The sequence below is a fragment of the Acidicapsa borealis genome, assembly GCF_059115245.1.
The window spans coordinates 1,190,380-1,203,091 of record NZ_JCACNY010000001.1 but is presented as its reverse complement, the minus strand read 5'-3'; the positions used below and the strand labels follow the sequence as shown (position 1 = coordinate 1,203,091).

Annotated in this window: 9 protein-coding genes; 2 read left to right on the top strand and 7 right to left on the bottom strand. The window is 57.7% G+C overall.

Annotated elements, in window-relative coordinates; translation table 11 throughout:
- Together AC5S27_RS04835 and AC5S27_RS04830 are read right to left on the bottom strand one after the other, a co-directional pair.
- Positions 1 to 1,455, bottom strand: a complete 1,455-nt coding sequence (locus tag AC5S27_RS04835; RefSeq protein WP_493933436.1) for a TolC family protein — start codon at positions 1,453 to 1,455, stop codon at positions 1 to 3.
- Between the two features lie 235 nt (positions 1,456 to 1,690).
- Entirely contained in the window at positions 1,691 to 2,389 is a 699-nt protein-coding gene (locus AC5S27_RS04830; RefSeq protein WP_493933435.1) for a hypothetical protein, read from the bottom strand.
- Positions 2,390 to 2,675: 286 nt separating this feature from the next.
- On the opposite strand from AC5S27_RS04830, the gene ppk1 reads away from it, so the two are divergent.
- The gene (ppk1, locus tag AC5S27_RS04825) at positions 2,676 to 4,835 is read left to right on the top strand and encodes a polyphosphate kinase 1 (protein ID WP_493933434.1); all 2,160 of its coding nucleotides are present in this window, start codon (positions 2,676 to 2,678) and stop codon (positions 4,833 to 4,835) included.
- 3 nt (positions 4,836 to 4,838) lie between these two features.
- Here the strand turns inward: ppk1 and AC5S27_RS04820 are convergent, their stop codons facing one another.
- Positions 4,839 to 7,322 carry a tetratricopeptide repeat protein gene (locus AC5S27_RS04820; protein WP_493933433.1) on the bottom strand — a complete coding sequence of 828 codons (2,484 nt, stop codon included), beginning with the start codon at positions 7,320 to 7,322 and terminating at the stop codon, positions 4,839 to 4,841.
- 182 nt (positions 7,323 to 7,504) lie between these two features.
- Between AC5S27_RS04820 and AC5S27_RS04815 the strand changes: the two genes are divergently transcribed.
- Positions 7,505 to 9,343, top strand: coding sequence for an ABC-F family ATP-binding cassette domain-containing protein (locus AC5S27_RS04815; protein ID WP_493933432.1), 1,839 nt, complete (start codon positions 7,505 to 7,507; stop codon positions 9,341 to 9,343).
- 63 nt (positions 9,344 to 9,406) lie between these two features.
- On the opposite strand, the gene AC5S27_RS04810 is transcribed toward AC5S27_RS04815, so the two are convergent.
- From AC5S27_RS04810 to AC5S27_RS04795, 4 genes are all read right to left on the bottom strand, one after another.
- Entirely contained in the window at positions 9,407 to 9,667 is a 261-nt protein-coding gene (locus AC5S27_RS04810) for a Thivi_2564 family membrane protein (RefSeq protein WP_493933431.1), read from the bottom strand.
- Between the two features lie 195 nt (positions 9,668 to 9,862).
- Positions 9,863 to 11,056 (bottom strand): MlaD family protein, encoded by a 1,194-nt coding sequence (locus tag AC5S27_RS04805; protein ID WP_493933430.1) that lies wholly within the window; start codon positions 11,054 to 11,056, stop codon positions 9,863 to 9,865.
- Positions 11,057 to 11,064: 8 nt separating this feature from the next.
- Positions 11,065 to 11,853 (bottom strand): ABC transporter ATP-binding protein, encoded by a 789-nt coding sequence (locus tag AC5S27_RS04800; RefSeq protein WP_493933429.1) that lies wholly within the window; start codon positions 11,851 to 11,853, stop codon positions 11,065 to 11,067.
- Between the two features lie 25 nt (positions 11,854 to 11,878).
- On the bottom strand, positions 11,879 to 12,685 hold the full coding sequence (locus tag AC5S27_RS04795) for an MlaE family ABC transporter permease (RefSeq protein ID WP_493933428.1): 807 nt from the start codon (positions 12,683 to 12,685) through the stop codon (positions 11,879 to 11,881).
- Positions 12,686 to 12,712: the final 27 nt, after the last annotated feature.

The following is a 12,712-nucleotide window of genomic DNA, read 5'->3' as shown; positions in this document are numbered from 1 at the left end:
TTACTTACCTCCCAAATATTCTTTGTAGTTCTGCGCCACGCCCATTGCGCGGGCCAGGTTGAGCTTCGCCACGTTGTGCTGATAGAGACTGTTCACGTACTGGCTGTTGGCTTGCGCGACTGACTGTTGCGCGTCCGAAACTGCCAGATTGTCGCTCACGCCGGCCTTGTAGCGATCCTGCGCTTCCGAGAGCACTTCGGTGGAAAGCTCGACGTTGGAGTGCGAAACCTCAACCTGCTGCTGCGAAGAAGCAATGTCCAGAAGCGCGTCGCGAACATCTGCCTCGATCTGCGCGTCCAGATCGCTCTGCTTGTCCCGCTGCTGATCGAGATTCGACTGCGCAACACGAGCCTCGCCGCGGAATTGAGCTTCCTTGAAAATCGGGATGGTCAGCGTCCCAGTTGCATCCACCGTGCCATGCGAATGGCGCAGATTCGTACCGATGGCGCCATAGTCAGCCTCAGCCTTCAGCGTGGGCAGCCGGTCATACGTGGCGGCTTTGCGCTGATCTTCGTTGGCTGCGGTTTGCTCAATGGCGGCCTGATGATCCTTGCGATTGGCCAGAGCCTGCTTGATGGCCTGCTGAATCTCCGGCTGATCAAAGGCCGCGTAAGGGGCCTTGTCCGCCGTTTCAAACTTCTGTCCAAGCGGCAGGCCAATGATGCGGGCCAGAGAAAGCTTGTCTTTTTCGAGAGCGTTCTTGGCAACAATCAGCTGCTGCTGAAGGCTCTGATTATCCACCTGGGCGCGGAGCTGGTCGAGCTTTGGCGCCGTGCCGGCCTCGTGGTTGCTGATGGCCTGGTGAAGTGATACGTCCGAGGTCGCGAGTTCAGACTGAACTGCATCAATCTGGGCAGCGTCCGCGAGAACTCTCAGATACGCATTACCCACCGTGAGGATGACCATCTGGCGGGAGTCTTCCGCGGAGAGCTCAGCTGCCTTGAAGTAGTGCCGGGACGCAACGTAATTCTTGTAAGAATTAAGGCTGACGACAGTCCAGCTCAGGTTGGCACGGGCGTCCGTATAGCCAAAAGGTCCGATGATCGTCGGGAAGCCGGGAATGCGGAGACCCTGCGCGGCGAGGTCGCTCTGCAGGTAGGCTTCCTTAATGTTGGCGTCGATCGAGGGCAAAAGGGCTTGGAGCTCCTGGAGCCGCTGGCCGCGGGCATTGGCTGTCTGGGTGTTCGAGAGCAGAAGGCCGAGGTTGGTCTTCAGACCGCGCTGAACGGCATCGTCCAGCGTCAGAGAGAGCGTGTCGGCGGTCGCAGTTTCCTTGGAGACGCTGCCCGAATAGCTGGATTGCGAGGGCGGCGTTTGCGCGGACTGAGGGCTGGCGATGGGAAGCTGGCCAGCTGCGGAAAACGAGGCTCCAAAAGCCAATCCGGCTACGGCCAGGCTGGCGAAAAGCAGAGTTTTCCCGTTAGCAGCTTCAGTTGGATGGAGCAGATTTTGCATGTTTGTTCGCTTCACTCACTCGGTTCGATCAATTAAGTCTGCTGCTAAGAGATGCGGAATGAGGCAAGAAGGGTTCCGAAACTGAAAGGAAACTGAGTTGAACGGAGAATTTCCAGATTCAGCCTATCAAATAGGATGCGTTCCGTCTCTTCCGCCACCAAAACCGCAGCTGCCGACATCCTTATCGTGGTGCCTGCGGTTGCAAATTCCCACGAGAACTCATGCGCGAACCGCGCTATTTTGCCACTGACGCATGAATCAACTGTGATGCCAGCGAGCAAAGCGCCATCCGGAACGCGCTCCGAACGCCGTCCGCAGTCCAGGTCTCTGCCTGCGGACCGCCATGTTCGCCCAATAGTCCCGCCACTTCTCCGGAAGACAGCCCAGCGACAGCGCGAAGGACAAAAATCACGCGTAGCGAGGGAGTCAGGCTCTCCAGCCAATTCCGCAGGCGGTGGTCATCGGGACCCGTCAGCATCTGCTCCAACTCCGCCGGAGTCATGCCCACGGAATCCAGATCATCGTCTTCGATACAGCTCACGGGAGAGGATGCCTCGTCGGCCGGGGCGGCCAGCGATGCTGTGTCGCGTTTGGCAAGGATGCCGATCGCCTCGGCTCCCAGCAGCAGCCGGGAGCTGTGGCGCGCATCCACATGATCGGTGCAGGCAGATATATCGTTATTGATGACCACCCGCTCAATAACCTGGATAGTCTCTTCTCCCTCGCCAAGCAGCATGGAGCCGATGCGGTACAGCTCGGACGCAATCTTCTCGATCAGGTCATCCCAGCCGGACAAACGAGCCTCGACCAGAACCGGATCCTTGGGCTGCCCATCGAGCATATCTGTGACCTCTGCAAAAAATGCCGCACCCTTAGGGTCAATGGCGTCTTCGGGAACAAACTTGCTGTCGAGAGTCGGAAATTCAGAGGTCATTGGGGGTTGCTCCTGCGATGAGACCGGCAATCGGGCGGCGAACGCCCTCATTCCGTAACTCTATCCTTAATCCGCGCGGGAAGGTGCGTCAAATAGCTTTTGTCCGGAAGAACCTGTTTTCTTCTGAGATTCACACTCAAGGGTGGCCCAATACGATATGCATGGTTCTGAAGCTCATGGTCTGTCTCAAAGAGGATTGCTGAGCCGCCCAAAAAGCTCTAAACTTCTGTAAATCTTGAGTTTGTGGCTTCAGCGCAGACAAGTCACAGGACCGGGGAAAATTGGTATGGCCAAGACTTCGCAGCGCAAAAAGCAGTTTGCCGGACGCGACAAATCGTGGATCAACTTCAACCGGCGTGTGCTCGAAGAGGCTGAGGACGAGTCCAATCCCGTCCTGGAACGCGTAAAGTTTCTCGCCATTACCGGCAGCAATCTCGACGAATATGTGGAAATCCGGCTTGCCGGCCTGCTGCAGCGCACAGAGGATGGCCATACCGAGCCGGGCTATGACGGCCTGCCTCCCCAGGAGTCGCTGGAAATTCTGACCGCCGAGATCCACGATTTTGTTACCGCGCAATACCGCTGCTGGAAACAGCAATTACTCCCCGAATTGCGCCAGAGCGGCATTCGCCTGCTGCAATGGGAAGAGTTATCGGAAGAGCAGCGGTCGATGGCCCAGGCATACTTCCATCGCGAAGTTGACCCGCTGCTCACCCCAATCACGATCGATCCGGCACACCCTTTCCCGCGTGTTCTTAACCGGGCCCTCTGTCTGGCAATGTTGCTGCGTCCCAAACGGCGCAGCTCCGGGCCAGCGGTCCTGGGAGTCCTGACAGTCCCACGCGCTCTACCGCGTTTCGTACGCCTGGCGGATGCCAACGGCAGCTGGGATTACGTTCTGCTACAGGACCTGGTCGCTCAGAATCTGAGCGGCATGTATCGCGGCTATGAAGTACTGGCGTACGCAGCCTTCCGCGTAACCCGCAACTCGAACCTCTACTTCGAAGAAGAAGAAACGCGCTCCCTGCTGGAGTCGATCCGCAGCGAACTCCACAATCGCCGCAAAGGCGACGCCGTCCGCCTTGAAATCATTAGCAATGCCCATCCAGAGATTGTCGAAAAGCTGCGCACGAACTTCGAATTGGAGGAATCACAGGTATATCAGTGCGATGGACCGGTAAACCTGGCGCGGCTGATGTTCTTCTACGGCGATATCCAGCGGCCGGAGCTGAAGTTTGCATCCTTCGTTCCCCGCCAGTTGAATCTGAGCCGCAAGGTTTCCGACGTCTTCGAAGACCTTCGCCAGCGGGACATCCTGCTCCACCATCCCTACGACTCCTACGATCCTGTCGTGAGCTTCATCCAGCAGGGAGCGGTTGATCCGCGCGTCGTCACGATGAAGCAGACGCTCTATCGCACCAGCAAGGATTCGCCCATGTTCGAGGCGCTTACCGAAGCTGCGGCTTCAAAGGAAGCGACTGTCGTGGTCGAGCTGATGGCGCGCTTCGATGAAGCCTCGAATATTCGCTGGGCGCGCAGCATGGAAGACGCCGGCGTGCAGGTCTTTCACGGCGTCGTTGGCCTCAAGACGCATTGCAAGCTGGCCATGCTCGTTCGCCGCGACGAAGACGGCGTCACCCGCCGCTATTGTCACCTGGGCACCGGCAACTACAACCCCGTTACAGCGCGCTTCTACACCGACCTCAGCCTGCTCACCAGCGATCCGGCGATCACCGAACAGGTCCATATGGTCTTCAACTACCTGACCGCCCACGCCGAGATCGACGATTACAAGCCGCTGTTGGTCGCACCTCTGACCATGGCCGAGAACTTCCTGCAGCTCATCCGCCGCGAGATGGAGCATGCCGCAGCAGGTAAACCCGCGCGCATCGTCGCCAAGATGAATGCGCTGCTGGAGCCGTCCGTCATCGAAGCCATGTACGCTGCTTCGCAGGCCGGAGTCGAGATCGACCTGATCATCCGCGGCGTCTGCACGCTGCGTCCCGGCGTGAAAGGGTTGAGCGAAAACATCCGCGTCCGCTCCATCGTCGGGCGCTTCCTCGAACACAGCCGCATCTTCCACTTTGCCAACGGCGGCAAGGAAGAAACATATCTCGGCTCTGCGGACTGGATGCCGCGCAATCTCTTTGAGCGATGCGAAGTGGTCTTCCCGGTCAAAGACAAGGCGGCCAAAGCGCGGCTGCGGGAAGAGATTCTGCCCGCATACCTGGCAGACACCGCGAAGGCCCGCCTGATGCAGGAAGACGGACACTATGTGCGGGCCTCCGAAGGACTCAAGGGCCGCGGATTCAGCGCCCAGGAATTCTTGATGCGACTTGCCGAGGGCAAAGCTGATCTCGATGCGATCCCCAATTCCGGTCGCATCGTGCATGCCGCCGACCCTACGCCCGCTGCAGCCCTGGAACCGACCGCCTCCGAGAAGTAGCCGCTACTTCTTCTTCGGCTTGGAAGCGGCCTTCTTCGGTTCACCGGAAAGCTTCGCATACTCCGTCTTGGCTTCCTTGAGCCGAGGCAGATCAGGATCAGCGTCCTTCCAGATTTCGAGCACGATCTTGTACGCGAAACCCGCATCCACCAGCTTCTCCTGCTGCACCAGGGCTCGCGCCAGGCCGAGTCGGGCCAGAGCGTAGTTGGGCGAGAATGGCTCGATGCCGGGATGGTCGAGAATCTTGTGGAACTCGACCTCTGCCAGTTCAGGCTGGCCAGCAGCCAGATAAGCGCGCCCGCGAAGAGCCGGCAATCGGAAGCTGCGCAGATCGTAAGCCGCCGCCGGCTCGAGTGCCTGCACTGCCTCTTCCGCATGATGTTGATTGAGCGCAATGGCCGCGCGAATCTGCGGCGCCTGCGACTCTTGCCAAACGGTGGCAGCGGGATGCGCATCGAGTTCCCGCGTAAGGATAGCCTGCGCCCGCGATGTCTCCCCCAACGCGGCCCAGGCTACAGGGATATCTTCGCCATGATCCAATGCGCTGGAGGCCAGACTTGGAGCATCGGCAGGCCAACGGCTCAACGCCGAGCGCGCTGAATCCGGCAAGCCAAGGTCGGCAAGCGTGCGCGGCAGCGACGCCAGAATGCGATTTGCGTCCGCCCTTCTTCCCTGCTGGCGGTAGCCCTCGACTGCCTTCGCCAGGAGAGTCTGCGCCGCGTGCGTCTTCCCTTCCGCAAAGTCCATCAGCCCTTGCTGCAGAGCCAGCGTTGGCGCTCCCTGCGCAGAATTCTTCAACCACTCCAACTGCTCATCGATCACCGGCTGATCCAGGCGAAGGAACGCGATCTGCAGCAGATACGCATGGATCTCCTCGCCATCCAAATGATTCGCGATGGCCTGCTTGCAGGTGGATGCTGCCTCTTCAAACTGCCCGAGATCCATCTGAGCGCGCGCCAGCACTTCATAAGAAGTAGGGTTATTCGGGTCCAGCGTAAGCGCTCGGCGCGCCGGTTCGAGAGCTTCCGCTGCCTTGCCAATCTCGGTTTGAAGGACAGCAAGATTGCCAAAAGGCGCCGGATTATTCGGGTACGCCTCAGACCATTCCTTGTCGTTGCGAATGCTGGCCTGCAGATCGTTGGTCACCAGTGCGTTGTACGTGGCAATGATGAAGAAACGATCCTCGGCATCGACGGAATCGCGAAGTTCATACGCCTTCGATAAACTCGCCGCGGCCTGCTCATGTTCGCCCAGATTGGCATGCAGGGCCCCAAGATCGGCATGGGCAAGCGCGAATTTGGGATCGATCTCGATCGCTTTCTGCAGCAGTGGGATCGCGTCGCTTGCCTTCCCCTGACGGCTCAGAACAGCTGCCCCAGCATACGCATAGAAAGCCGTCAGCGAGGGGGTGCGCCCTTCAAACAAGGGCTTGCTGAATCGAGCGATCGAATCCTTCGATTCACCCAGTTGCTTACGCAAATCGACAGCCACCTTGTCGAGCACAGACACAACGCCGTCCGGAGAATCTGCAATGCCACGGCTCACGGCGAGATCCTTGCCGCTCGCGCAGTCAATGACCCGCAACGTCAGCATGTACTTGCGCGCCAGGCGATGAATGTCGCCCCCAACATAGGCTTGAGTTCCAACGGCATGGCAAAGACTGCGAACGACATGAGCAGGATCGGAGGGAGTTGCCGATGTGCTGCCAGCTTTTACCGCGTTCGCCTCCAACTGATCTCGCGCAGCTTCCACCTTGGCTGCGGGCGCAATGCGCAGAGAGGGGGCCTGGCCGAGATCGATGGCCAGCGCCGTCGGAATCGCATCAAACTCCGGGTATCCGGTTGCGTTGTCTACATCCGCAATCATGATCCCTATCGCTTGCGGGACACCTTCAGCGCGCGGCGCATGCTTCGACTGCCAGAGCAACCACCCTCCGGCACACAGGATCACAAGCAAGCCGATCGAAACACCAATCTGCCATGGACCTGGGCGAAGAACTCGAGCAATCCACCCTTTGCGTGCATCCTCGGAAGCATCGTCATCTGCGACGTCTTCGTCATGCCGCTTTTGCTTTTCGACGGTCAAACTCTGGGTTGGCTCAACACGATTCGCGGCAAAGCCCGCATTTGGCCCAGGATCAAGATTCGCTTTTGTGTCGGGCAGCCTCACCACCGAAGCGGTGAACTGGTAGCCTTTGCCGGGCACGCTGGCAACTACCTTCTCGCCCGGAATCGTCCCACTGAGAGCCTTCCGCAGCAGGAAAATATCCTGACTCAGGTTGCTTTCCTCGGCATGCGCGTCAGCAAAAAGCGCACGCAGCAGCTCATTCTTGCTGACCACGCGAGGAGCGTTAAGGAGAAAATAAGCCAGCAGGTCGAAGGTCTTGGGACGAAGAGCGACTGGCAGACCAGCGCGCTGCAAGGTACGCCGCGCCAGGTCCGCTTCAAAATCCTCGAACTGGTATTTACCTTGTTTTTTCACGAACATACGGGAACTAGTGCTCTGGCCGCACGCATCAAGCCAGGAAGTAACTACGGTAACAGGCGTGCGAAGGCAAGACAATCCGGATCCCTTGGCCGCAAGCAGTCCCACACAGACTGCACCCAACTTCACAACCATTTAGAATGGACCAGTAGAGAGAATTTCCGCACAGAGAAAGCAAAAACACCTTGGCGACACTATTAAACGGACAGGGACTGACGAAGTCCTTCGGGGCTGCTGCGCTCTTTCGCGACATTGGTTTTGTGGTCGATGAAGGCGACAGAATCGGCCTGATCGGGCCCAACGGTTCCGGCAAGTCCACGCTGCTCGGCGTTCTCGCCGGAGAAATCGACCCAGACGAGGGCGAAGTTGCCCGCAAGAAGCTGACCAAGCTTAGCTACGTCGCCCAGGTCTCCGAATTTCCCGCTGGCGTCACAGCGCGCGATGTTGTGCACCAGGCGCTGAAGCGAGCTCATGTTCACGAGAGCGAGTGGGAGGGCCGCACGGCAGAAACGCTGGGCCGCGCTGGCTTTGAAGACTTTGACACCGAAGCCGCCACATATTCCGGGGGCTGGAAGAAGCGTCTCTCCATTGCCATAGCCCTCTCTCAGAACCCCGATGTCCTGTTGCTTGACGAGCCGACAAACCATCTTGATTTGGCCGGTATTGAATGGCTGGAAGAACTGCTGTCAACCGCGCCGTTTGCCTGCGTCGTAGTCAGCCATGACCGCTACTTTCTTGAGAATGTCGCTACAGAAATGGTCGAGCTGAACAAGCAATATCCGCTCGGCCTGCTGCGCGTGCATGGCAACTACAGCGAGTTCCTGGAGAAGAAGGAAGAGTTCCTCGAATCCCAGGCTAAGCGCCAGGAATCGCTCGAGAACCGCGTTAAGCGCGAGATGGAGTGGCTGCGCCGCGGACCCAAGGCACGTACGACCAAAAGCAAAGCGCGCATTGGCAGCGCCAACGAGCTGATCGGCGAGTTGAAAGAAATGAAGGGCCGCGCACAGGTATCGAGCGCCGGAATCGACTTCTCCGCGACGGAGCGCCAGACCAAGCGGCTCGTCGAGTTGAAAGATGTCCAATACAGCATTGGCGAACGCACGCTCCTCAACGGCCTCACCTTTAATGTGACCGCAGGGATGCGTCTTGGCCTGGTCGGTCCAAATGGCAGCGGCAAGACGACGCTGCTGCGCCTTCTCCTCGGCCAGACCGAACCAAACGCAGGCGAGATCAAGCTCGCCAATATGCTACGCATCGTCTATTTCGATCAGACGCGCGTGTTGAATGAGAAAGTCACGTTGCGTCGCGCGCTTGCGCCTGAGAGCGATTCGGTCATCTATCAGGATCGCGTCATCCACGTCGCATCGTGGGCATCGCGTTTTCTCTTCACCGGAGAGCAGTTAAACCAGCCAGTGGAGCGGCTCAGCGGCGGCGAACGCGCTCGCGTGCTGATCGCTAACCTGATGCTGCAGCCAGCTGATCTCCTGCTGCTGGACGAGCCTACCAACGACCTCGATATTCCGACGCTGGAGATTCTCGAAGAGAGTCTGCTGGAATACACCGGCGCACTTGTTCTCGTAACCCATGATCGCTACATGCTGGACCGCATCTCGAATGTTGTTCTCGGGCTGGATGGCATGGGTAATGCTGAGCGATTTGCGGACTACGCGCAGTGGGAGCAGTGGCAGGCAAAGCAGAAGCAGAGCGCGTTGAAAGCCAGCAGCGCTTCTTCCCGCGCTGCCGTTGCTGGTCAGCCCGCGAACGCAGACCAGGATGCTCCGTCGCCGGGCAAGAAAAAGCTCGGCTACCTGGACGCGCGCGACTATGCAACGATTGAGAGCCGAATCGCTGCTGGCGAAGAACTACTCGCCGCAAAGCAGGCCATTCTGAATTCGCAGGAAGTAGTCATCGATGCCGCAAAGCTGCAGGCAGCTCTTGCCGAAGTGGAGGCAGCACAGAATGCTGTTGACACTCTCTACGCCCGTTGGGCTGAGCTGGAAGCTAAACAGTACGAAGCTGACTGAAGCCAGCTATCGCCACAAAGGGCAGGCGCGGATTCCGCGCCTGCCCTTTGTAATGGATATCTGTTAACGGCTGATGCGATAGTTCGTAAGCGTTGTCAGCAACCCAAAAACATTCAGAAGCCAGAGCACAACGCAGATCACGACGACAGCATTAAGAATAGACTTGATTGTTCCCTGCATCGGGATGAAGCGGTTGATGAGCCAAAGCAGAACGCCAATCACGATAAGCGTCACAACAACCGGAACCAACGCTACACCAGGGCCGGACGTAGCAAGGACAGGGGCGAAAGCAAAAGTATTCGCCAGCATGTGTAAATGCAGCATGGGTCGTCTCCTAATAGATTCATTTGTGGCCGCACTACCCGTGCAGCGCGACCGTTTATGGTAGTTCTTCCTGTCAGATGCAGACTATTGCTTATCTGTTGTCACAGCATCCGAGATACCGTGGAATTATCTGACAGGTGGAGCGCAACCATGTGATGCGCAACCAGCGTATCACCCCTCGGACAACGATCGCACTCAGTTCGAAGCGGCCGGATTCTTGGCCGCAGGGGCATTCGTAGCAGGCGACTTGGCCGCAGGGATGTCTGTCCCCTCGGGGTAGATCAGGATACGAACCGCCCCCCAATCATCCTTCGAGTTCTCCTTCGGATTATCCGAAGTCTGTTTTCCGAGAGCCACCGTCTTCAACTTGGTATCGTCGAATCCATAGTGCTGCACGATATAGTCCCGCACCACCAGTGCGCGCGCCTGAGACAGTGTCACACTGTCGTCGGAGTTACCAGTAGACCCAGTCGATACTTCGATGACAGCAACTCCGAAATCGTTCCCTGCAAGGTATTCGCCAGCCGCATTGAGAGCTTTCTGCCCCTTCAGCTTCGCTGTAGACTGCTTATCAAAAAGTTTCTTCGCCTGGAAATCAAATTCCTTCGCCGCAGTTGCCTGCGGAAGCCCGCTAATCTCATCCTTGCCTAGGTCGCTCGAATCCTCATAGCCACGATCTTTGAAGTATCCGCGCAGCAGGAAATTATGCTTTAACGCGTCCATGTTGTCTCTGAAATCAACGACGCCTGCCTGAGCAGCTGTAATGGTCGTTTTCGCGCTGGCAGCCGTCTGATTCAGCGTTACTACGGTTTGATTCAGGTTGTCGTACACTTGCCGGTCGTTGACAAGAGCGCCCACCGTGCCTTTACCGTCGTCCACCTTCGCAGTCACTGACTTAAGGTGGTCAGTCAGCTGCGTCACGTTATCCATCGCTGTCTGCCCGGATGCCAGCAAGCCATTCGCCTTGTCCAGCAAAGCTGCCATTTCCAGCGGAGGAAGACTGGCAATCGTATCGCCGTTCTTCAGTTCCGGCTTATCCGCGGAGCCAAACGATACAGCAACATACTGATTCCCTAGAAGCCCTTCTGTCTGAATGGATGCGACTGAGTCCTGCTTGAGAATATGCTGGGTCGCCTTATCCATTTCGAGCACCACAGAAATCTGATCCCCCGACTTGCTGGGCAGCACGATCGCCTTGACAGTGCCACTGTGCACACCACCAACAAGCACGTCCGCTCCCACATTCAGACCAGCCACATCATTGAAGCCCGTCTTCAACTGGAACGTTGACGTGAAGAGATACTCCTTGCCCCCGATAATAAAAATGCCCAGGGCAAGGATGACAAGCGTACCGAAAATGAAAGCGCCAAGGCGCGCCGAACGTGACATAGTGGCTCCTAGAAATCGCGATGCAGAAACTGCGACACAAACGTCTCGTCGCTCCGTTGCAGGTCTTCGAATGTTCCTTCGATGACGACCCTGCCCTTGTTCATAAGCGCGATGCGCGTTGCGATTGTCTTCGCGCTCACCATATCGTGTGTAACCACGATCGACGCGAGCTGATGTTCTTTTTGCAATTTGATTATCAGCTCATCGATCTCTCCGGAGCTGATGGGATCAAGGCCCGCGGTCGGCTCATCGAGGAGCAGGATCACCGGATCAAGCGCGAGCGCACGGGCCAATCCGGCGCGTTTCTGCATGCCTCCTGAGATGTTCGCCGGCATTTTCTTACCGTGACCATCCAGGCCTACTTCCTGCAGTAGCTGTTGCACGCGGTCCCGCCTGTCTGCATCCGTCATATCCGAGCGGTGGTGCACCATGGGAAATGCTACGTTCTCCTCAATGGTGAGCGAGTCATACAGCGCTGCATGCTGGAAGAGAAACCCCATCTGGCGCCGCACTTTACTGATTTCAGCAGCTGGCGCATCCGACATGTTTGTGTTCAGAATCACCGCAGCACCCGTATCCGGTGCCTGCAACCCAACAATGATGCGCAGCAATACACTCTTGCCCGTGCCGCTTCGCCCCAGCACCGCAAGGGTCTCGCCGCGGCGTACCTGAAAGGAAACGCCATCCAGCACGCGCTGCGGACCGAAGGACTTCGTCACCTTCTGGATGTCGATAGCAGGCCCGGAACCGTGGGCGGTAGCTGTGCTGGCCGTCTTTTCTGAACTTGCGAACATCATGGCCCTTCCTGACTAGCGCAAAAACTTATTGAAACAACACCTGGATGGCCTTCACCAACACAACATCGGCGAGGATGACACCCAGAGAAGCGAGCACGACTGACGTGGTCGCCGCATTGCCAACGCCAGCCGCACCTCCCTTGGCGCGCATACCTTGATAGGAAGCAATCGATCCGATAATTAGCCCATACACAGCAGTCTTGAAAGTTGGCGGTAAGAAGTCCTTGAAGCCCGCTCCCTTGAAACCGGAATTCACGAAGTGCAAGAGCGAAATCGGCTCACTAATCGTCGCTGTAACCCAACCCATAAAAACACCGCAAAAGGAAGCTACAAGCGTCAGTAGCGGCAGCACAACCATGCATGCAGCAATGCGAGTGGCGGCCAGAAGCTTGTAAGGGTCGACCGCAGAAGCTTCAATCGCATCGATCTGCTCGGTCACCTTCATCGCAGCCAGCTCGGCGCCGATACCTGCACCGACGCGGCCGCTGACAACAAGCCCCGTAATAATTGGGCTCATCTCGGTCACCACAGCGAAAACGATCGTGGTCGGCAGTAGAGACTTGGCACCGAAGCGCACAAGGCTGTAACGGGCTTCCAGAGCGAGCACCACACCGATAGCTGAACCAGCCAACGCAACCAGAGGGAGAGATTTTGCTCCTACCTCGTCCAGTTGCCGAACAAACTCTTTGACCTCAAACGGAGGAGCTACCGCAGCGCCCGCCACGCGCCACACAAAGCTTCCAAAGTCTCCCAGCCACTCAATAGAACTGAAGATTGGATTGGGTCTGGAGGGTTCAGGTGGAGCTGCTGGCTGGGTGCTCGTACTCGACATTGCCACAGACTCCTCGACTCATCAGTA

Excerpts from the sequence above, each read along its gene's own strand:
- AC5S27_RS04810 (WP_493933431.1), bottom strand. The coding sequence starts at position 9,667 with ATGCTGCATTTACACATGCTGGCGAATACTTTTGCTTTCGCCCCTGTC.
- ppk1 (WP_493933434.1), top strand. The coding sequence starts at position 2,676 with ATGGCCAAGACTTCGCAGCGCAAAAAGCAGTTTGCCGGACGCGACAAA.
- AC5S27_RS04795 (WP_493933428.1), bottom strand. The coding sequence starts at position 12,685 with ATGTCGAGTACGAGCACCCAGCCAGCAGCTCCACCTGAACCCTCCAGA.
- AC5S27_RS04835 (WP_493933436.1), bottom strand. The coding sequence starts at position 1,455 with ATGCAAAATCTGCTCCATCCAACTGAAGCTGCTAACGGGAAAACTCTG.
- AC5S27_RS04830 (WP_493933435.1), bottom strand. The coding sequence starts at position 2,389 with ATGACCTCTGAATTTCCGACTCTCGACAGCAAGTTTGTTCCCGAAGAC.
- AC5S27_RS04800 (WP_493933429.1), bottom strand. The coding sequence starts at position 11,853 with ATGATGTTCGCAAGTTCAGAAAAGACGGCCAGCACAGCTACCGCCCAC.
- AC5S27_RS04805 (WP_493933430.1), bottom strand. The coding sequence starts at position 11,056 with ATGTCACGTTCGGCGCGCCTTGGCGCTTTCATTTTCGGTACGCTTGTC.
- AC5S27_RS04820 (WP_493933433.1), bottom strand. The coding sequence starts at position 7,322 with ATGTTCGTGAAAAAACAAGGTAAATACCAGTTCGAGGATTTTGAAGCG.